This window comes from Xanthomonas sp. 10-10 (genome assembly GCF_040182365.1).
Lineage (GTDB): Bacteria > Pseudomonadota > Gammaproteobacteria > Xanthomonadales > Xanthomonadaceae > Xanthomonas > Xanthomonas arboricola_F.
In genome coordinates this window covers 1,230,113-1,250,305 of record NZ_CP144460.1, presented here as the reverse complement: position 1 = coordinate 1,250,305, position 20,193 = coordinate 1,230,113, and the positions used below count along the sequence as shown (strand labels likewise).

The window sequence follows — 20,193 nt, the reverse complement described above, 5'->3', positions numbered from 1 at the left end:
CCGAGTGGCATATACTCAAATATGCTGATCGGCCTAGAGCGAATCCATGGAAACCCCTACCAATGCTGGCGATTGGCGTCTGAGCTTGCGGCGCGAGGCTTCCGATAGCGCGCGCTGGCAGGCGTTATGGGAGGCGGCCGTGGCCCTGCGTCAGGCGCACACGCCCGAGCACGCCTGCGATGCGGTGCTTGGCCGCGTGCTGTTGTTGCTGGGCCTGGAACACGGCGCCGTGCTGGCGCAGCGCGGGCCGCGCGCGCAGGTGCTGGCCAGCCGCGGACGCGCACTGCCGCCCGGTGCCAGTGCAGCCGGCGATGGCCACGAAGCGGCCTGGCTGATGCCGCCACGCCCCAGCGACATGCGCGAAGCCAAGGTGCCGATCCATGCGATGGGCACGACCCACGGCATGCTCTGCGTGGCCTGGCACGACAACCGCCCCGCGCCCGGCAACGACGACGTGCAGGCGCTGCAGGCCTTCGCGCTGTTGTTGCCGGCGATGGTGGCCGAACCGGCCAAGCCGATCGCCACGCGTCGGCGCAAACCGATACAGGACGACCGCCTCAGCGCGCTGAGCAAGCGCGAAAAACAGGTGCTGTCGCTGCTGCCGCGCGGGCTCACCAACGCCACCCTGGCAGCTGAACTGGGGATTTCTCCCGGCACCGTGAAAGTGCATGTGGAGCGAATCCTGCAGAAACTTGAGGTAAAAGATCGCACCCAGGCCGCGGTGTACGCGGTCCAAGCCGGACTCGCGCTATGAATGCATTGGCAGTGCGTTGGAACGATTGGCCGATCACCCGCAAGAGTCTGGCGGTGGTGACCCTGCCGCTGCTGTTGCTGGCGGTGGCGCTGATGGCGATCTACAGCGTGGAGCGGCAGAACATCGCCGCCGAAAACGACGTGCGCCAGACGCTGGAAGTGTTGAGCGACCTGTACGAAGCGCATGCGTTGTTGGCCGAAACCGCGGCCGGCGTGCGCGGCTACCGGCTGGTGCGCCGCGACGAATTCCTCACCCCGTACCGCGATGCCGAACCGCGGCTGCAACGCGTGGCCGAGCGCCTGTCGCAACGCATCACCGACCCGGGGCAGGCGCAGCGGTTTGCGCGCATCAAGCCGTTGTTTGCGGAAAAAATGCAGGGTTGGCGCCGCTTGCTGGCCCCGGATCTGAGCCGCGAGGAAGAGATCCGCCAGCTCTGGGACGGCAAGTACAAGCTCGACATCCTGCGTGCCGAGCTGCGCGAGCTGCGCAATTACGAAACCGCGCAATTGCAGGTGCGCACCGCCAAGGCGCAGGGCTTGCGTCAGCGCAATCTCATCATCACCCTGAGTGCGGCCATGCTCGGTGGCCTGGGCGCGGTGTTCGCGGTAGCGTGGTTCGCCTCGGCCTTGTCCGGGCGGCTGCGCACCCTGGCGGCCAACGCCGACCGACTGGGCGAAGGCCTGCCGCTGGCACCGCAGCCGCGTGCCGGCGATGAATTGGGCCAGGTCGGTCAACGCCTAGCGCAGGCCAGCGAGCTGCTGGCCGCACGTGCGGCCGAAGCGCAGCTGGCACGGCGCGAGGCGGAAACCGCCAACCGCGCAAAAACCGAATTCCTCTCGCGCAGCAGCCATGAACTGCGCACACCGCTCAATGCGATCCTGGGCTATGCGCAGGTACTGGAAATGGACCTGCCCGAGCCCGGTCCCCGCCGCCATCTGCAGCACATCCTGGGCGCCGGCCGGCACCTGCTGGGGCTGATCACCGAGCTGCTGGACATCGCGCGGATCGAGGCCGATCAACTGGATCTGAGCCCGGAACCCATCGCGGTGCGCGCAGCCGTGCACGAGGCGCTGGGCCTGATCGCGCCGGATGCCGACAGGTACGGCATCGCGCTGCAGCCGGCCGCCATCGACGGGCCATGGACGGTCCGCGCCGACGCGCAGCGGTTGCGTCAGGTGCTGCTGAATCTGCTGTCGAACGCGGTCAAGTTCAATCGCCCCGGAGGCCAGGTGCAGGTCACCGCACAGGCAGATGGCGAACAGGTGCGTATCACCGTGGCCGACCAGGGCACGGGGCTGACGCCGGCGCAGATCGAGCGCCTGTTCACACCGTTCGAGCGACTGGGCGCCGAGCGGTCGGCCGTGGAGGGTACCGGTCTGGGCCTGGCGTTGAGCAAGCGCCTGATCGAGGCGATGGGTGGGCAGATCGGCGTGGACAGCAGCCGCGATGGCGCACGCTTCTGGATCGCGCTGCCGCAGGGCGAGCCGCAGCGCAGCGAGCCGGCGCGCACCCTGCTGCCCCCCAGCACCAGCGGCAGCGGGGTGTGCCGGCTGCTGAGCATCGAAGACAACCCGTCCAACCAGGCGCTGATCCGCACCCTCACCGAGCGTCGCCCGCAGTGGCATTTGCTCGAAGCCGCCAGCCTGGCGCAGGCACGCGAGCTGCTGCAGCAGGGCGTTCCGGATCTGATCCTGCTGGACCTGCACCTGAGCGATGGCAACGGCGAAGAACTGCTGCGCGAGCTGCAGGCGCAGCCGGCCACGGCACAGGTGCCGGTGGTGGTGATCAGCGCCGATGCCACCACCGCCACCCTGGCGCGCGTCGGAAATCAAGGCGTGCGTGCGTATCTGACCAAACCGCTCGATGTAGCGGAATTCTTCACCGTGATCGACGGGCTGCTGGCATGACACGCGACGAAATCCTGGGCTCGCGCATTCTCATCGTCGACGACGAGCCGGCCAATGTCCGGCTGCTCGAAGACCTGCTGCAGCGCGAAGGCTTCCAGCAGGTCATCGCCACCACCGACCCGCTACGGGTGATGGGGCTGGTGTCGGCGTTCGCGCCCGACCTGATCCTGCTGGACCTGAAGATGCCCGAGCTGGACGGCTATGCGCTGCTGGAACAGCTGGCGCGGCTGTCCGACCCGGGGCATTTCCTGCCGGTGATCGTGCTCACCGCCGACCCCAGCCGCAGCGCGCGTCACCGCGCATTGGGCCTGGGCGCCAAGGACTTCCTGACCAAGCCACTGGACACCTTCGAGGTCGCGCTGCGGGTGTGGAACGTGGCCGAAACCACGGTGCTGTTCAAACGCCTGCGCGCACTGGCCGCGCCGGAGGCCGCGCCGCCAGGATGGCGTCGGCCGGAATGATGGTGCATGTCGCAGGAGCGCACCCGGGCGCGACGAGGCTTTATCGGTAACGCCCGTCGCGCCCGGGTGCGCTCCTACGACTGGCGCTGCGCTACAGCGCGCGGGTGACCTCGCCGCACAGGCCGATGTCGGCCAGCACCGCTTGCGCCTGGCTCAGATGGATGTCGGCCACGCACACCTGCAGCACGCCGAAGGCCGGCAATTCGCCGGCGCCGCCCAGCAGCGATTCGCCGAACACGAAAGAAGTGATGCCGGCATCTTCCAGCGCGTGCTTGGCCAGATGCGCATCGATGATATGGCTGGCGCGATAGGCAACCTGCATCAGCCACGCTCCGCGCGTTCGCGTTCGCGTTCTGCGCCGTTGCGCCATTCGCGCAGCGCCGGCAGCGCATCCAGGGCGGCCAGGTAATCGCCGGCAGCCTCGAACAGCGGTACGCCATAGCTGGCAAAGCGCAGCGCAACCGGGGCATACATCGCATCGACGATACCGAAGTTGCCGCACAGGAAAGTGCCGGCATGGCCGTGCTCGGCGCGCAGGCTGGCCCACAGGGCCTGGATGCGGGTGATGTCGCATTCGGCCGCCGCATCCCACTGCGCCGGACCAGGCGGACGCGCCAGATCCATCGGCAACTGCATGCGCAAGGCGGCAAAACCCGAATGCATTTCGGCCGCGGCCGCGCGCGCCTGGGCCTGCACCGCCAGATCGGCCGGCCAGCCGCGGCCGTCGAGCCAGCGCTCGTTGATGTATTCGCAAATCGCCAGCGAATCCCAGACATGCAGGGTGTCGTCCCACAGCACCGGCACCTTGCGGGTGGGCGAATAACCGGCAATGCGCGCCTGGAACTCGGGCGTATCCAGCGGCAGGCGAACTTCGTCGAACGGCACCTGGAAATGTCGCAGCAGCAGCCACGGCCGCAACGACCACGAAGACAGGGTTTTGTCGCCGATCACCAGGCGGGGCAAAGGCATGCGCTGCTCGCTGCAGAGGGTCGGCGCAGCGTACGCGTCGGGGCCGGCCACCGCCAGCAGTGCCGACCGGGCGCAGCCGCACTCCTTCTGGCAGCCTCGCGGCGGCCTGACGGCTCGCCGCAGCTTGCGGCCTTGGGGATGCCCGTTGCGCCAGCGAAGTGCGCTGATGGCAGGGATGCGGGGGCCTTGCCGGCACTTCACGCCGCCGTAAACCGCATCAGCCGAGCGCGCAACACCCACGCCGCCTACCCCTAACCGGTGCCACCGCCTAAACTTGCGGTTTACTTATTGCCGATGCCCCGCATGTCCGAGATTCCAGCCACCGACGCCACCGCCCCGGCGGAGAAGAAAGACTTCATCCGCCAGATCGTTCGCGAGGACCTGGCCAGCGGCAAGCACACGGTCATCCGCACCCGCTTCCCGCCCGAGCCCAATGGCTACCTGCACATCGGCCACGCCAAGGCGATCTGCCTGGACTTTGGCCTGGCAGCCGAGTTCGGCGGCCTGTGCAACCTGCGCCTGGACGACACCAACCCGGCCAAGGAAGACCCCGAATTTGCAGCCGCCATCCAGGATGACGTGCGCTGGCTGGGCTACGCGTGGGCGCAGCTGCGCCACGCGTCGGATTACTTCGAGGTGTATTACCTGGCTGCGCAGAAGCTGATCCGCGATGGCCATGCCTTCGTCTGCGACCTGTCCGCCGAACAGGTGCGCGAGTACCGCGGCACGCTGACCGAGCCCGGCCGCGATTCGCCGTACCGCGAGCGCAGCATCGAGGAAAACCTGGACCTGTTCGGCCGCATGCGCGCCGGCGAATTCCCCGATGGCGCACGCACGCTGCGCGCCAAGATCGACATGGCCAGCGGCAACATCAACCTGCGCGACCCGGCGCTGTATCGCATCAAGCATGTCGAGCATCAGAACACCGGCAACGCCTGGCCGATCTACCCGATGTACGACTTTGCGCACTCGCTGGGCGATGCAGTGGAAGGCATCACCCACTCGCTGTGCACGCTGGAGTTCGAAGACCACCGCCCGCTGTACGACTGGTGCGTGGACAAGGTGGACCTGGCCGGGCATCCGGAGTTGCTGCAGCCGCTGCTGGACAAGGGCCTGCCGCGCGAGGCCGCCAAGCCGCGCCAGATCGAATTTTCGCGCCTGAACATCAACTACACGGTGATGAGCAAGCGCAAGCTCACCGCGCTGGTGGAAGAACAGCTGGTGGATGGCTGGGACGACCCGCGCATGTACACGCTGCAGGGCCTGCGCCGGCGCGGCTATACACCGGCGGCGATGCGCCTGTTCGTGGACCGGGTCGGCATCAGCAAGCAGAACTCGCTGATCGACTTCTCGGTGCTGGAAGGCTGCCTGCGCGAAGATCTGGATGCCGCGGCGGCGCGCCGCATGGCGGTGATCGACCCGCTCAAGCTGGTGCTGAGCAACCTACCCGACGGCCATGCCGAGACACTGCAGTTTTCCAATCATCCCAAGGATGAGAGCTTCGGCACGCGTGAGGTGCCGTTCTCGCGCGAGCTGTGGATCGAGCGCGAGGATTTTGCCGAGGTCCCGCCCAAGGGCTGGAAGCGCCTGGTGCCGGGCGGCGAAATCCGTCTGCGTGGCGCGGGCATCGCGCGCGTGGACGAAGTGATCAAGAACGCGGACGGCGAGATCGTCGAGCTGCGCGGCTGGCTGGATCCGGAATCGCGTCCGGGCATGGAAGGTGCCAACCGCAAGGTCAAGGGCACCATTCACTGGGTCAGTGCGGCGCATGCGGTGGAGGCGGAAATCCGCCTGTACGACCGACTTTTCTCGGTAGAAAAGCCCGACGACGAATCCGAAGGCAAGACCTACCGCGACTATCTCAACCCCGACTCCAAGCGCAGCGTGCGCGGCTATGTGGAGCCGTCGGCGGCGCAGGCAGCACCGGAGCAGGCGTTCCAGTTCGAACGTACCGGGTATTTCGTGGCCGACCGCCGCGACCACAGCGCGGCCACGCCGGTGTTCAACCGCAGCGTGACCTTGCGCGATACCTGGGCCAAGTAATCGCGGCAACCACGTCGGCGACGCCTGCGATACGGCAGGCGTCGCCGATTGTTTGATGGGAAGATGGAATCGTTCGCCCGCCTTGTTCGAACAACCGGCTTGCGGCCGTCCGGCTGCTGATCGCAGCGGTGTCGTTGCCCACGACGCTCACCCGTGCATGCGGGGGCCAATCATCCTGCATGACGCCTGCAAGCGGACGATCGTGAGAGGCAATGAAAGATCGCGTCGGGCATGCTGCTTGCGGGCGCACCGCTGTGGACTGCTTCATTGTGGACAGAGTGCCGCGGGCATGCGTGCGAGCGGCGAGCTTGATCAACGCAGCGCTGCACTGCACGCTGCAGCGCATTGCATAAAGGAGAAGCACGATGCGTGAGCGCCTGACGATGGGCGTGGCCTGTGGCATCGGTGCGGGCGCGTTATGGGGGCTGGTGTTTCTGGCACCGCAGTTGTTGTCGGCGTTCACCCCGCTGCAATTGGCAGTGGCGCGCTATCTGTCGTATGGCGTGGTGGCCGCGCTGGTACTGGCCCCGCGCGCGCGACAGACCGCTGCCCGTCTGGGTCACGCCGAATGGTGGGCGCTGGTTCGCCTGAGCCTGATGGGCAATCTGATTTATTACGTATTGCTCGGCAGCGCGGTGCAGTGGGCCGGTAGCGCGGCCACGGCGCTGATCATCGGGCTGCTGCCGGTGGTCGTCACCGTCATCGGCACGCGCGCCGCCGGCGCGGTGCAACTGCGGCGGCTCGCCGCGCCATGCCTGCTCTGCGTCATCGGTGTGGCATTGGTCGCGCTGGACACCGTGCAGGACGACTCCGGGCAGCAGGCGAACGACCGCCTCACCCGCATTGCCGGCTTGCTGTGCGCAGTCGGTGCACTGGTCTCGTGGTCGGCCTATTCGATCGCCAATGCACGCTGGTTGCGTCGCCGTCCCGACCTGTCAGGCGGCGACTGGTCGCTGCTCACCGGCGTGGTCACCGGCGCATTGGCGCTGTTGCTGGCGCCGGCCGCACTGATCGGCAGCGGGCCACATGCGCCGCTCGACTGGGCAAGTTTCTGGGGCATTTCGCTGTTGCTGGGCATCCTGGCCTCGGTGATCGGCAATGCCTTGTGGAACCGGGCCAGCCGCGTGCTGCCGCTGACCCTGGTCGGGCAGATGATCGTGTTCGAAACGATCTTTGCGCTGCTGTACGGCTTTGCCTGGGAAATGCGCCTGCCCACGCCACTGGAGCTGGCCGCCATCGCCTGCCTGCTGGTCGGCGTGCTGTGGTGCGCAGCACTGCATGCGGAAGCGAAATGACGCCGACAGCTGATGCACCCATCGGCCTAGATTGCAGGCTGTGTCCGCCAACAACGCCGCCATGTGCCTCCCACAACCACGTTTACGCTCACCCGCAAACACGTTGCGCAGCGCGGTGTTTTCGCTGTCGATCGGCCTGACGGCCTGCTCGCCGCAGCCGCCAGTCTCGAACGCGACGACTCCGGCCGAGGTGTTCTGCACGCTTGTTCCGGGGCGGGCAGATGAGGATCTGCCCAGCGATCGCCGCGACGAAAGCATGCAGCAACTGGACCTTGCCACACGCTGCAACCGGGCGCTGCGCAGACAGCATTGACTGCACGGACGCCGCAGGCGTATTTCGATCACACGCCAGGCCCTGGCCAGCGTTAGCCCGCAGGACAGGGATCCCCGGGTTTTCCAAGGCTGATCCAGCGCTCGCCACATTCGGCGCATCCGGGGCTTACCATGGCCGCTCACCTGTCCTGATCGGAGCGGCCGCATGTCCCGTCTGTTATCCCGGTGTCTGAGCACGATGGTGCTGCTGGCCTGCCTTGTGTCGATCGGCTGTGTGGCCGCACCACAGGCCGGGACGTCCACGCCGCCTCCGGCGACCGGCTCGGCAAGCGGCCCGGCAACAGGCAAACCGATCACCGTGACGACCACCTGCCGCACCGACGCCGATTGCACGGTAAAGAACGTCGGCAACTGCTGCGGCGCATTCCCGGCCTGCGTCAACGTCAACAGCGCCACCGATCCCAAGGGCGTGATGGCGCAGTGCCAGGCCAGCGGCATGATGAGCGTGTGCGGCTTCCGCGAGATCAGCGCCTGCCAGTGCGTGGCCGGGCAATGTGCCGCAAAGGACGCCCAGGCCGATACACTGCGCCCCGCTCCCCCTTCTACCGAAATGGTCCACTGATGCTCTACGCGCAAGTCCACCTCACGCTGCCCGACTGGATCCACGCGCATGTCGACGACAGCCGCGCCTATCCCAGCGACGAGGACAAGGTGGCGCTGGCAATCGACCTGTCGCGAATGAATGTGCGCGAGCGCAGCGGCGGCCCGTTCGGTGCGGTCGTGTTCGGCCCGGACCACCGCATCATCGCTGCGGCGGTGAATCGCGTGGTGCCGCAGACCACCTCGCTGGCGCACGCCGAAAACATGGCCTACATGCTCGCGCAGCAGCGCCTGCAGACGCCGCGTTTGAACGATGTGCTGTCGCCGGTGACGCTGGCCACTTCCGCGCAGCCGTGTTGCCAGTGCTATGGCGCCACGGTGTGGGCCGGGATCGACCGCCTGTTGATTGGCGCGCGCGCCGAAGACGTGATGGCACTGACCGAATTCGACGAAGGCCCGCTGCCTGCCGACTGGGTGGGCGAACTCACCCGCCGCGGCATCGAGGTGGTCCGCGATGTACAACGCGAACACGCCTGTGCGGTGCTGCGCAGTTACGGCGAGGGCGGCGGTGACCATTATTGACCGCTCGCCGCGAGCGCCGCGATGAGCGGGCTGCTCTGCTATTGCCGCCAGGGCTTTGAACCGGAGCTGGCCGCCGAACTGAGCGCGCGCGCCGCATTCGTCGGCATCGCCGGCTATGCACGTACCCAGCGCAACGATGGCTATGTGCTGTTCGTCTGCGATGAGCCCGCGCAACTGGCCGCAAAACTGCACTGGCGCGAACTGATCTTTGCGCGGCAGAAGCTGGTGGTGCTTGCCGAGCTCAAGGGCATCGATCCCAAAGACCGTATCACCCCGATCCTGGCCGCGCTGGAAGGGCAGGCGCGCTTTGGCGATCTGTGGGTGGAGCACCCGGATTCGGACGCCGGCAAACCGCTCGCTGGCCTGGCGCGCAGCTTCGGCAACGCGCTGCGGCCGGCACTGCGCAAGGCCGGCCTGCTCACCGACAAGCCGCAGCCGCGTCTGCCGCGCCTGCACGTGTGTTTTCTCGATGGCGACCACGCCTTGCTGGCGGTGGCCGATGCCGACGACAGCGCGCCGTGGCCGCTGGGCATTCCACGGCTGAAACTGTTACCCGAAGCACCGTCGCGCTCGGCGCTCAAACTCGACGAAGCACTGCTCACCCTGCTCACGCCCGAGGAGCGCGAGCGCCTGGTCAAACCCGGCATGCGCGCGGCCGATCTGGGCGCCGCTCCCGGCGGCTGGACCTGGGTCCTGACGCGCCAGCATCTGCATGTCACCAGCGTCGACAACGGCCCGCTACGCGAGCATGTGCTGGAGACCGGCCTGGTCGAGCATCTACGTGCCGACGGCTTTCACTGGAGGCCTGCGCAAGCACTGGACTGGATGGTCTGCGACATGGTCGAGCAACCGCGCCGCGTGGCCGAGCGCATGGCCACCTGGATCCGCGAAGGCTGGTGCCGCCACACCATCTTCAACCTCAAGCTGCCGATGAAAAAGCGCTGGGACGAGACGCGCCTGTGCCTGGACCTGTTCGAGCAGCAGGCCGAAAAATCGCTGACCGTACGTGCCAAGCAGCTGTATCACGATCGCGAAGAGATCACCGTGCTGGCGATGCGGGACTGAGAGCCGGGAATCGGGAATCGGGAATCGTAAAAGCCGGGGACCGGCGGCGGGATTGCTGGCGACGCTTTCGGTAGTGAACTGCACGGGCTTTGGGTGCTTCATCGTGGCGGGTGGGTGCGCCCGCCATCCTCCCCGCCTGCTCGCCTGGCTTGGGCGGGCCTGCTCCGTCGATGACGGAGCCAGGCGCGATCAGAGCACGATGCGCTTGCTGCCTTCGCGTGCGGAGCGATAGATCGCATCGACGATGCGGATGTCCCGCAGGCCTTCTTCGCCCGGTGCACGCAACGGTGTGCCATTGATGATCGCCAATGCGTCTTCGTCCATCTGCAAGGCCTGCTGATGCGGCACCTTGGCGTCGAACACGCGGCCGTCGCTGGCCTTGCCGGTCACGCCCTGGTAGCTCTGGAACGGCGACAGCTCGTACCAGCCACGCTCGCATTCGGCACGCAGCACATTCATGTTGGCGCCGAAGCTGGTCTTGCATGCCGCACGCACGGAATTGGGAAATTCCAGCGTGAAATCCATATGCTCATCGACTTCATCGAACAACTCGGGACGATCGGTCCAGCGCCTGGCGGTGACTGCCAGCGGCTCGGCACCCACGGTGTAACGCGCGGCATTGAGCGGATACACACCCATGTCGTACATCGCACCGCCACCGAATTGCGAACGCAGCCGCCACGGGCGATCGGCCTTGGTCGTATCGCGATAACCGTTGTAGCCGGCCTCGGCACGCACTCGCTGCATCGCGCCGAACGGCTTCTCGCTGGCCATTGCAATCAGCCGCCGCGTATTGGGTTCGTGCTGCATGCGGTAGCCGATCGTCAGCGCCACCTTGTTGCGCTTGCAGGCCGCGATCATCGCCTCGCATTCGCCTGCGTGCATCGCCATCGGCTTTTCGCACCACACATGCTTGCCGGCCGCCGCCGCACGCAGTGCCAGCGGTGCGTGCATGTGGGTCGGTGTGACGATGTAGACCACATCGATGTCGTCGTTGTCGGCAATGCGGTCGAAGTTGTCGTAGTTGTAGACGTTGCGATCGGCAATGCCGTACTTGGATTGCCACGGCGCAATCTTCGACGGCGTACCGGTCACGATACCGGCCAGTTTGCAGTGCTTGGTCAACGCCAGGCCTGGCGCGAGTTGCTCGCCGGCATAACTTCCCAGCCCGGCCAGGGCCACATTGAGCGGCTTTCCGGGCTTCTTTTTCGGCAGCGCCCATGCAGGTGCGCCAAGCAGGATGCCCGCACTGCCGAAGGCGGCAAGCAAGCGGCGACGCGTCAAGGATTCCACAGACATGCAAACCTCCTTCGTAGAGAGAATAGCGACCGGCGTTGACCAGCGGCATCATGCAGGCAGCGTCAGCGCGATGGACGTTGCGATGCGCGCACGACCTCGGCATGCATCGACCACCTCTGCCTGGCCACACGCCAGCATTGCCCAGCTGCCCTGGTCCGGTACTGCCCGCGCACCTTACTTGATCGCACGTGATCATCGCCATGGTCGGGCTGCACGTTCTGGCACACTGCAAACGATCACATCTGGAGCACTGCGCATGACCATTGCCGCCCGCCGCCGGCTACTGCCACTGGCGTTTTTATTGTCCAGTTCGCTCGCCATCGCCGACGACACCCCGTTTGTTGCACGCGACCTGATTGGCGATGGCGCATTCACTCATAACGCCGAAGGCCCGGCAGCAGGCCCGGATGGCGCGCTGTACGCCGTGAATCTGGGCAAGGACGGCACCATCGCGCGCATCGCGCTGCAAGCAGACGGCAGCGCAACTGCCGAGGTGTTTGTCACCTTGCCTGCCGGCAGTACAGGCAACGGCATTCGCTTTCGTGATGGCGCGATGTACGTCGCCGATTACACCGGCCACAAGATCCTGCAAGTGAACCTGCAGACGCGCGTGGTGAGCACCTTCGCCTCGCTGCCCGATTCCGATGGACCCAACGACTTGGCGCTGGCGCCAGATGGCAGTTTCTATGCCAGCGACCCGAACTGGAAGGACAATAGCGGGCGCTTGTGGCACATCCGTCGCGATGGTGCGGTGCAGCTGATGGAATCGGGCATGACCACGCCGAACGGTCTGGACGTCAGTCCGGACGGCAAGCGCCTGTATGTCAACGAAAGCGTCTCGCGCAAGGTGTGGGTATATGATCGGCGAGACGATGGCAGCCTGCGCAACAAGCGCCTGCTGATCGCCTTCCCCGATTTCGGCATGGACGGCATGCGCTGCGATGCCGACGGCAATCTATATATCGCCCGCTACGATGCCGGGCAGATCGCGGTGGTCTCGCCGGCTGGCAAGTTGCTGCGCACCATCGCGCTCAAGGGCCGCAAGGCCAGCAACGTCGCCTTCGGTGGCAGCGATGGCAAACAGGTGTTCGTCACCCTGCAGGATCGTGGCGCAGTTGAAACGTTCAGATCCGATCGCCCAGGGCGCGAAACCGGACACTGAAATTGCTGCGCGCGTCGCATCGGTTCTCAGGTCGCGCAACAGCATCCTGGCATCCTGCAGGTCACCCGCGGAGGACTCCCCCATGCAACCGATCGAACTCAAGGATGCGGCCGCCTTCGGCAGCGAATTCCTGCGACTGACCCTGTTGCAGGGGTTCCAGTCACTGACCAAACGCGACCTGGAACTGCTGATCTTCGTGCTGCTGGAGCGCGATGGTGCGATCTCGCGCAATAGCTCCAACGCCCTTGTCGCCCTGCAGTTGCGCGTCACCTCGGCCAAGGTCAAGGCCTTGCGTCGCGATGGCTATGCCCGTTGGCGTGCCCTGGTGCCCGAAGAAGGCGACGCGGCAATGCAGCGCATCGTGGCCAACGTGTTCACCGAAGACAATCTGCGCTCCGGTGCCAAGCATGTCAGCGAGCGCAGCCGCAAAGAGGGATTTCTGGCGGTGCGGATCGAGCACCCCGACGACGCACAGCAGTTCGAGCAGGCGATTCTCGATGTCGGCGCATTGCCGGTGTACGAACGCAATCGCGAGGTGGTGGCGGTGCGCTTCGACACGCTGCTGAAGATCGCCGAACGCTGGGGCTATCTGCAGCAGGACCCGCAGGCGGCGATACGCGAACTGCAAAAGCTCACGCCCACTGCCGAAGAAGTGGCGGACCTGTTGAAAAAGGACATCGCGCAGCTGCGTTGGGAAGACGTGCGCCGCGCACTCAACAGCCTGGGCGCCAAGGCCGTGGCCAGCACGGCCGAAGGCGGCTTGAAGGGCCTGCTCAAGATCGTGTTTCCCTTCATCCCCGGCTGAGTGGCCTGCAAGGCGACGGCAACGCTGTCGCCTTGCAAGATCCGCCGTTGACGCCAATGCCGCGACTGCCAACTCGTGCAAGGAAGCTGGCGATGCGCCGCCTTCACCGAACGCGCACCACCGCAAGCGGCCCACACCCTCTATCCTTACCGGCTGTTCCACATCAGGGGGATCTGATGACCATCCGCCGTCTCGCCACATGTACCGTACTGCTGCTCGTTTGCGGCGTCGCATCCGCCCAGCAGGCACCCACGCCGGCCAGCAGCATGCCGCTGGTCGATGTGCCCACTGTCATCCGCACCCAGCCGCTGTCCAGCGGCGAGGTCACCCATCAGACCCGGCTGGAACGCCCGCGCGACGAATCCAGCGTGATCGTGCGCTCGATCCAGCCCAGCAGCGTGGTCGGCAGCTACCGTATCGACTTCCAGGCTATGGACTCGGACGGCGACGGCCGCATCAGCCGTGCCGAAGCCCAGGCCAACCCCGCGCTGGCCGACGAATTCGATGCGCTCGACAGCCGCCACAGCGGCTACCTGACGCGCGAGCAGCTGGCCGGCTGGCTGACTCCGTGATCACGCCGCACACCTGAGCGGCAGGCAGGCGCACCGGCATGACGCAGGTGCGCAACAGCGCTTCGGCTTTCGACATCACCCCCTCTTGCAGCGCCCGCTTCGGTCGGCTAGATTGTATTTAACGGATACAATTTGGATGGATCGATGACCGCTCTCCTGGCACTGGCCAAAGACCTCGGCTACCAACTGCAACTGGCCACCTTGGCGTCCAGCCATGCCGCCCGCCAGGAACTGGCCGAGCTGCATCTCACCCCGGCACGCGTCACCGCGCTGATCCACATCCGCGACCAGCCCGGTTGCGACCAGACCGAACTCGGCAACCGCCTGCTGGTCAACCGCGCCGCCGGCATGAAGATCGCCAATGCGCTGGCCGAGCAAGGCCTGATCGAACGCCTGGCCGGCCGCGACCGTCGCAGCAAGGGCCTGTACCTGACCGACCATGGCCATCGCACGCTGGAGGTGGCGCAAGCCTGCCTGGCACGCGCCGTCGCACGCACCTGCACCGGCCTGCAGGCCGGCGAACAGCAAACCCTGCTCCGCCTGCTGTGCAAATTGAACGCCAGCGCCACGCTGGAGCGCACAGCCGTGGCAGAGGCCGCGCTGGCCGAAGACCTCTGATCCCGCAGCCCCCGACTTGAAGGAGACGCCGCTTGAACGAGCATGACGTGGTATCGGTTCGCATCGAAAACCGCATTGCCTGGGTGAAGTTCGCACGCCCGGACAAGCGCAACGCGATGAGCCCGGCGCTCAACCGCCGCATGATGGACGTGCTGGACGAGCTGGAGTTTGACGACGACGTCGGCGTGCTGGTGCTCGGTGGCGAAGGCACCGCCTGGTCGGCCGGCATGGACCTGAAGGAATACTTCCGCGAAACCGAAGCGCAGGGCCTGCGCGGCGTGCGGCGTTCGCAACGCGAATCCTATGGCTGGTTCCGTCGCCTGCGCTGGTATCAGAAGCCCACCATCGCGATGGTCAACGGCTGGTGCTTCGGTGGCGGCTTCGGCCCGCTGTTCGCCTGCGACCTGGCCATTGCCGCCGATGAAGCGCAGTTCGGCCTGTCGGAGATCAACTGGGGCATCCTGCCGGGCGGCGGTGTGACCAAGGTTGCGGTCGAGCTGCTGTCCATGCGCGATGCGATGTGGATGACGCTCACCGGCGAAATGGTCGACGGCAAGAAGGCGGCCGAATGGCGCCTGGTCAACGAGAGCGTGCCGCTGGAACGGTTGGAGGCACGCACGCGCGAAGTGGCCGAGCTGTTGCTGCGCAAGAACCCGGTGGCGTTGAAATACGCCAAGGACGCTGTGCGCCGCGTGGGCACCATGACCTACGACGAAGCCGAAGATTATCTGGTGCGCATGCAGGAAGCGGCCAACTCGTTCGATAACAACGCCCGCAAGGAAGGCATTCGTCAGTTCATCGACGAAAAGAGCTACAAGCCCGGCCTGGGCGAGTACGACCTCAAGAAAAACAGCGCCTAGGCACGTCCGACGGCGCCCGAAGCGATGCGTGCGACCCACGCACCGCTGGCGCTGCCAGTGGTTTTCTGCACCGAGGAGGGAGTATGGAAGCCTTATCCGCAACGCTGCGCGGGATCGCCGCGCGTGGACCGCTGGGCCTGTTCATCGACGGCCAGTGGCGCGCAAGCAACGGCGATCGCCATGTCGATGTGATCGCCCCGCATACCGAAGAACGCCTGCTGCGCTACACCGAACCATCGCACGCAGATACCGAGGCCGCCGTGGCCGCGGCGCGTGCCGCCTTCGACACCGGCCCCTGGCCGCAACTGTCGCCGCCCGAGCGCGGGGTGATCCTCAAGCGCGTTGCCGACCAGCTGCGCGCACGCATGCCGGAGCTGGCCGAAGCCTGGACCGGCCAGGTCGGCGCCACCATCGGTTTCAGCCGGCGCGCCTCGCAGCAGGCGCCCGGCCTGTTCGACTACTACGGCGATCTGATCGCCACCCATCCGTTCGTCGAACCGCGCGCCCGCGCCAATGGCGGACGCGTGCATGTGGTGCAGGAACCGGTTGGCGTGGTTGCGGCGATCACGCCCTGGAATGCGCCACTGGTCTTGCTTTGTTACAAGGTCGCCGCCGCGCTGGCCGCCGGCTGCACGGTGGTGGCCAAACCCTCTCCGGAGACCCCGATCGATGCGTACATCCTGGCCGAATGCATCAGCGCCGCGGGCGTGCCCGACGGCGTGTTCAACCTGTTGCCGGCAGGCCGCGAGGTCGGCGAGCAGCTGATCCGGCACCCGCTTGTCGACAAGGTCAGCTTCACCGGCTCCACCCAGGCCGGGCGCCTGATCGGCGTGGCCTGTGCCGAACGCCTGGCGCGGGTCGGCCTGGAGCTGGGCGGCAAATCGGCCGCCATCGTGCTCGACGATGCAGACCTGGCCAAAGTGCTCCCCAGCCTGGTGCCCTACTCCATGCCGATCACCGGCCAGGTGTGCTTTTCGCTGACCCGTGTACTGGTACCGGCGCAACGGCGCGACGAAATCCTGCAGGCGTATTGCGCAGCACTTGGCGCACTCAAACTCGGCGACCCATTCGCCGCCGACACCGGCATGGGGCCGTTGGCGCTCGGCCGGCAGCTGGAACGCGTGCAGTCCTATATCGCCCAGGGCAGTGCCGAAGGCGCGCAGCTGGTGATGGGCGGCAACCGCCCGGCGCATTTGCCGCGTGGCTTCTTTATCGAGCCGACGGTGTTCGCCAACGTCACACCGGACATGACCATCGCACGCGAAGAAATCTTCGGCCCGGTGGTGAGCTTCATCGACTATCACGACGAGGCCGATCTGATCGCCAAGGCCAATGCCAGCGACTATGGCTTGCACGGCACCGTCTATGGCGAGGATGTCGATCGCGCGTATCGCATTGCGCGGCGCGTGCGCAGCGGCAGCCATTCGATCAACGGTATGTGGGTGGATATCGAAATGCCGTTCGGCGGCTTCAAGCACTCGGGCATGGGCCGCGAAGGCGGCATCGAAGGCCTGCATGCGTTTCTCGAAACCAAAACCGTCTATCTCAGTTGAGCCTTACCTCAGCGGCTGCGCGGCGAGCCTGCTTGCGTCGCCGCAATACAGCGCGCTGCGCATCAGGACATGTCGTCTCCCGTGATGCGCGAGCAACCTGTCTGTGAACGCGTACTGCGCCGTTGCGCACGCGCATCAACCTTCCTGCCATCTCTGTCGCACTCACGCCAGTCACTCCCCCACCTTGCATTCGGATAGACAGCGCCATGACCATGCCGACCGACTCGATTTCCTTCCATGCCCGCCTCACACCGCAACGGCTTGTCGCGCGCGACCTGTTGCTGGATCAGGAATGGACATATGCCGAACTGGACACCTTGATCGGCCAGCTCGCCGCATCGCTGCAGACGCGCGGCTGCGTCGACGGCGAACGGCTGGCGGTGCTGGCCCGCAATTCGGTGTGGCAGGTCGCGCTGCATTTTGCCTGTGCGCGGGTCGGCGCGATCTATGTGCCGCTCAACTGGCGACTGAGCTCCACCGAGCTGGACACCTTGCTGCAACGCGCGCAGCCGCATCTGTTGCTGGGCGATGACGTCGCGGCCGGGCGCGCGCATGTGGAAGCCCTGGCCAGCTTCATCGACAATGCCAAGGTGCTGGCACCGGCCGAAACGTCGTACATCCCGCCCGAGCGCGTGAGCCTGATCCTGTTTACCTCGGGCACGTCCGGCCAGCCCAAGGGCGTGATGTTGAACGAGCAGAATCTGCAGCAGGTGGCGCATAACTTCGGCGTCACCACACGTGTGGATGCCAACAGCAGTTTTCTGTGCGAGGCGCCGATGTTCCATATCATCGGCCTGGCCACCAATGTGCGGCCGGCATTGGCGGTGGGCGGGTCGATCCAGGTGTCGAGCGGCTTCGAGCCGAAGCGGACATTGAGCTGGCTCGGCAACCCGGCGCTGGGCATTAGCCACTATGTCGGCGTGCCGCAGATGATGCAGGCGTTTCGCAGCCAGCCCGGTTTCGATCCAGCAACGCTGCGTCACCTCACCGCGCTGGTCAGCGGTGGCGCGCCGCACGCCGCAGACGATCTGCTGGGCTGGCTGGACGATGGCATCCCCATGGTCTGCGGCTTCGGCATGAGCGAAGCCGGCACTGTATTCGGCATGTCGGTGGATTGCGATGTGATTCGCCGCAAGCTCGGCGCAGCAGGCATTTCGTCGCCCAACGTGCAGACCCGGGTGGTGGACGGGGATGGCAACGACTGTCCGGCGGGCGTGCCTGGCGAGTTGTTGTTGCGGGGCCCCAACCTCAGTCCCGGCTACTGGCGCGATCCACAGGCAACCGCACAGATGCGCGATGCACAAGGCTGGTTTCGCACCGGCGATATCGTCAGGCGCGATGACGAGGGCTTCTTCTGGGTGGTGGACCGCAAGAAGGACATGTTCATTTCCGGCGGCGAAAACGTGTATCCGGCCGAGATCGAAGCCGTGCTGGCCGATCACCCCGACATCCGCGAGTGCGCCGTGGTCGGCATGGCCGACCCGCAATGGGGCGAGGTGGGGTATCTGGCGATCGTGCCCGCTGCCGAAGCGACGGATCTCGAGCAGATCCGCAGCTATCTGATCGAGCGCCTGGCCAAGTACAAGGTCCCCAAACACCTGCGTCTGGTGGAGGCGTTGCCACGTACGGCGACCGGCAAGCTGCAGAAGGCGCGGTTGAAGGATGCCTTGGCCAAGGAAGCCTGATGGCGTTGGCAGCCGACGGAGACGAGCGTGCGCATCAGCGCGCACGCCCGGACTGCAGCGATGTCGGCTATCGCTGTGCAAGCCACTCGATCAGCCTGGCGCAGGATCACCCGAGCGCGGCGCGGGCTTCAATCATACGTATGCGGCAGTCGAGTCCATCCACGTCCGCAGTCGAACAGCGCAACGGTCCAAGCAAGCGACGCACCGCACGCGTCCCGCCCGGCGATGCACCTCGCGCGTGTCGCTGCGATCATCCGTTATGCAGAGGCATCCAGCAGCATGTCGTCCTCGCCGATGTGCTCGTCCACCCATACCGCACCTTGCTGCGCCATCAGCGCCAGTTGATGTTCCAGCTCGCGCATCAACAACCGTACGCCGGGTTTGAGGATGGCGCTGCTGTCGCGATAGATCACGCCACCTGCGCGCGCCTGCGAGGGCTGCTGTAGCTGGAAGGCCCGCAGTTCGCCGCGTGCGATATCGCCGGCGACCATCATGCTTGGCATCACCGCAATACTGTCGGTACCGAGCAGGATCTCGCGGGTGAAACTGGCAGAACTGGACCGCAGTTGATCGCGCGTGGCCAATCCGTGCTCGCGCATGACCTGCGCCACGTCGCGCTCCACGTGCTGACTCAGGGTTGGCAACACCTGTCTGTAGGCAGCCGCTTCGGCGATTCGCACCGGGCCATTGGCAAACAACGGATGGTCGCTCCGCGCCACCAGCGCAATCGGATCCTGGTACAGCACCTTGCGCACCAACGCGTCGTAGCGCGCCAGCGGATACAGGCGGCCGACGACCAGATCCACCTCGTTTCCGGCAAGCTTTGGCAGCAATTCGTCGGTGCGTCCATGCAGAAGGCGCACCCGTAGCGTCGGCTCGGTGCGGTACAAGGCTGCCAGCACTGCCGGTAGCAGGCCGCTCGCGGCCACCGGCAGGGCACCGACGGTGATGGTGAGCGCATCGTCCTGCAACAAGCCTTCGAAGGTGTCCTGCGCGCGCCGCAGCTGGCCGAGCACGACGTGCGCGGTCTGGACCAGCACCTCGCCCATCGCATTGGGACGCACGCCACGCGAATGGCGCTCGAACAAGGGCGCGCCGACGATCTCTTCGATCTCCTGCAAGGCACGCGTGAGTGCAGGCTGGGTCACATTCAATACGCGTGAGGCGCGGAGCAGGCTTTTTTGCCGGTCCAGCGCCTCGATGACACGTAGATGCCGGACCTTGATGCGGTGTTCGAAGAACACGGAGGACATGGTCATGGGGGTGGGCCTTACGTTGGAAAGTCGGGGGGCAGCACCCGGCCAGCGGCCGGGACGCGCAGATCAGCGTGCCTCGGGCACACGCCTGGTCTGCATGAAGTCTTCGAACGACTCGCCGCGCATGATCGCGTAAACCTGCAGATTGGTCATGCGCACCACGCGGGCGAACTTTTCGATCACAAAAAAATTGGCGCCGTACTGCACCAGTCCAAGCCAGTCGCGCGCGCGCACCAGCGCTTTCTCGTGCTCGGTGAGCTCGGCTTCCTGCATCAACACTTCCGCCTCCTGCAAAAAGCGATCGCGCCATGGGGCGCGGATCATATGCCAGAAGAAGCGATTGAGGCGTAGTGCGCGGTTGCTGGTGCGCAGATCGAACAGATAGGTGCCGTCGATCTTATCCATGTCTTTTACTTGCGGATTCATCAGCAGGC

At 65.9% G+C, this 20,193-nt stretch carries 21 protein-coding genes; 16 read left to right on the top strand and 5 right to left on the bottom strand.

Annotated elements, in window-relative coordinates:
* Window positions 1-46: 46 nt before the first annotated feature.
* The 3 genes from VZ068_RS05230 to VZ068_RS05220 are packed head-to-tail and all read left to right on the top strand — an operon-like array spanning window position 47 to window position 3,122.
* Window positions 47-754 (top strand): response regulator transcription factor, encoded by a 708-nt coding sequence (locus VZ068_RS05230; RefSeq protein ID WP_259154223.1) that lies wholly within the window; start codon window positions 47-49, stop codon window positions 752-754.
* Window positions 751-2,661, top strand: coding sequence for an ATP-binding protein (locus tag VZ068_RS05225; RefSeq protein WP_259154225.1), 1,911 nt, complete (start codon window positions 751-753; stop codon window positions 2,659-2,661). The genes VZ068_RS05230 and VZ068_RS05225 overlap by 4 nt, the downstream gene beginning before the upstream one ends.
* Window positions 2,658-3,122: a response regulator gene (locus VZ068_RS05220; RefSeq protein ID WP_259168321.1), complete on the top strand. Its 465-nt coding sequence runs from the start codon at window positions 2,658-2,660 to the stop codon at window positions 3,120-3,122. The genes VZ068_RS05225 and VZ068_RS05220 overlap by 4 nt, the downstream gene beginning before the upstream one ends.
* A gap of 91 nt (window positions 3,123-3,213) precedes the next feature.
* On the opposite strand, the gene VZ068_RS05215 is transcribed toward VZ068_RS05220, so the two are convergent.
* Both VZ068_RS05215 and VZ068_RS05210 read right to left on the bottom strand, forming a co-directional pair.
* Window positions 3,214-3,444, bottom strand: coding sequence for a DUF2007 domain-containing protein (locus VZ068_RS05215; RefSeq protein WP_349657104.1), 231 nt, complete (start codon window positions 3,442-3,444; stop codon window positions 3,214-3,216).
* Window positions 3,444-4,091 (bottom strand): glutathione S-transferase family protein, encoded by a 648-nt coding sequence (locus VZ068_RS05210; RefSeq protein ID WP_349657103.1) that lies wholly within the window; start codon window positions 4,089-4,091, stop codon window positions 3,444-3,446. The genes VZ068_RS05215 and VZ068_RS05210 overlap by 1 nt, the downstream gene beginning before the upstream one ends.
* Window positions 4,092-4,394: 303 nt before the next feature.
* On the opposite strand from VZ068_RS05210, the gene VZ068_RS05205 reads away from it, so the two are divergent.
* From VZ068_RS05205 to rlmM, 6 genes are all read left to right on the top strand, one after another.
* A complete protein-coding gene (locus VZ068_RS05205) occupies window positions 4,395-6,134 on the top strand; it encodes a glutamine--tRNA ligase/YqeY domain fusion protein (RefSeq protein ID WP_349657102.1) in 1,740 nt (579 codons plus the stop codon).
* A gap of 365 nt (window positions 6,135-6,499) precedes the next feature.
* Window positions 6,500-7,429: a DMT family transporter gene (locus tag VZ068_RS05200; protein ID WP_349657101.1), complete on the top strand. Its 930-nt coding sequence runs from the start codon at window positions 6,500-6,502 to the stop codon at window positions 7,427-7,429.
* Between the two features lie 40 nt (window positions 7,430-7,469).
* On the top strand, window positions 7,470-7,742 hold the full coding sequence (locus VZ068_RS05195) for a hypothetical protein (protein ID WP_259168413.1): 273 nt from the start codon (window positions 7,470-7,472) through the stop codon (window positions 7,740-7,742).
* A 165-nt stretch (window positions 7,743-7,907) separates the two neighbouring features.
* Window positions 7,908-8,324, top strand: coding sequence for a hypothetical protein (locus tag VZ068_RS05190; protein WP_349657100.1), 417 nt, complete (start codon window positions 7,908-7,910; stop codon window positions 8,322-8,324).
* Complete coding sequence (locus VZ068_RS05185; protein WP_259154247.1) at window positions 8,324-8,884, top strand: nucleoside deaminase; 561 nt, start codon at window positions 8,324-8,326, stop codon at window positions 8,882-8,884. The genes VZ068_RS05190 and VZ068_RS05185 overlap by 1 nt, the downstream gene beginning before the upstream one ends.
* A 21-nt stretch (window positions 8,885-8,905) precedes the next feature.
* Entirely contained in the window at window positions 8,906-9,949 is a 1,044-nt protein-coding gene (rlmM, locus tag VZ068_RS05180) for a 23S rRNA (cytidine(2498)-2'-O)-methyltransferase RlmM (protein WP_259154249.1), read from the top strand.
* Window positions 9,950-10,138: 189 nt separating this feature from the next.
* On the opposite strand, the gene VZ068_RS05175 is transcribed toward rlmM, so the two are convergent.
* Complete coding sequence (locus VZ068_RS05175; protein WP_259154250.1) at window positions 10,139-11,248, bottom strand: Gfo/Idh/MocA family oxidoreductase; 1,110 nt, start codon at window positions 11,246-11,248, stop codon at window positions 10,139-10,141.
* Window positions 11,249-11,504: 256 nt separating this feature from the next.
* On the opposite strand from VZ068_RS05175, the gene VZ068_RS05170 reads away from it, so the two are divergent.
* The 7 genes from VZ068_RS05170 to VZ068_RS05140 all read left to right on the top strand — a co-directional run bounded on the left by VZ068_RS05170 (window position 11,505) and on the right by VZ068_RS05140 (window position 18,503).
* Window positions 11,505-12,410, top strand: a complete 906-nt coding sequence (locus VZ068_RS05170; RefSeq protein WP_259154256.1) for an SMP-30/gluconolactonase/LRE family protein — start codon at window positions 11,505-11,507, stop codon at window positions 12,408-12,410.
* A gap of 82 nt (window positions 12,411-12,492) precedes the next feature.
* On the top strand, window positions 12,493-13,215 hold the full coding sequence (locus VZ068_RS05165; protein WP_259154257.1) for a hypothetical protein: 723 nt from the start codon (window positions 12,493-12,495) through the stop codon (window positions 13,213-13,215).
* 176 nt (window positions 13,216-13,391) lie between these two features.
* Window positions 13,392-13,787, top strand: a complete 396-nt coding sequence (locus tag VZ068_RS05160; protein WP_259168309.1) for an EF-hand domain-containing protein — start codon at window positions 13,392-13,394, stop codon at window positions 13,785-13,787.
* Window positions 13,788-13,931: 144 nt separating this feature from the next.
* Window positions 13,932-14,405, top strand: a complete 474-nt coding sequence (locus VZ068_RS05155; RefSeq protein ID WP_259154261.1) for a MarR family transcriptional regulator — start codon at window positions 13,932-13,934, stop codon at window positions 14,403-14,405.
* 32 nt (window positions 14,406-14,437) lie between these two features.
* The gene (locus tag VZ068_RS05150; protein WP_259154262.1) at window positions 14,438-15,265 is read left to right on the top strand and encodes a p-hydroxycinnamoyl CoA hydratase/lyase; all 828 of its coding nucleotides are present in this window, start codon (window positions 14,438-14,440) and stop codon (window positions 15,263-15,265) included.
* Between the two features lie 83 nt (window positions 15,266-15,348).
* Window positions 15,349-16,818 (top strand): aldehyde dehydrogenase, encoded by a 1,470-nt coding sequence (locus VZ068_RS05145; protein ID WP_259168307.1) that lies wholly within the window; start codon window positions 15,349-15,351, stop codon window positions 16,816-16,818.
* Window positions 16,819-17,024: 206 nt separating this feature from the next.
* Window positions 17,025-18,503: an AMP-binding protein gene (locus tag VZ068_RS05140; protein ID WP_349657099.1), complete on the top strand. Its 1,479-nt coding sequence runs from the start codon at window positions 17,025-17,027 to the stop codon at window positions 18,501-18,503.
* 257 nt (window positions 18,504-18,760) lie between these two features.
* On the opposite strand, the gene VZ068_RS05135 is transcribed toward VZ068_RS05140, so the two are convergent.
* Window positions 18,761-19,762: a LysR substrate-binding domain-containing protein gene (locus tag VZ068_RS05135; RefSeq protein ID WP_259154284.1), complete on the bottom strand. Its 1,002-nt coding sequence runs from the start codon at window positions 19,760-19,762 to the stop codon at window positions 18,761-18,763.
* Window positions 19,763-19,825: 63 nt separating this feature from the next.
* Window positions 19,826-20,185, bottom strand: coding sequence for a protocatechuate 3,4-dioxygenase (locus VZ068_RS05130; RefSeq protein WP_259154287.1), 360 nt, complete (start codon window positions 20,183-20,185; stop codon window positions 19,826-19,828).
* Window positions 20,186-20,193 lie beyond the last annotated feature (8 nt).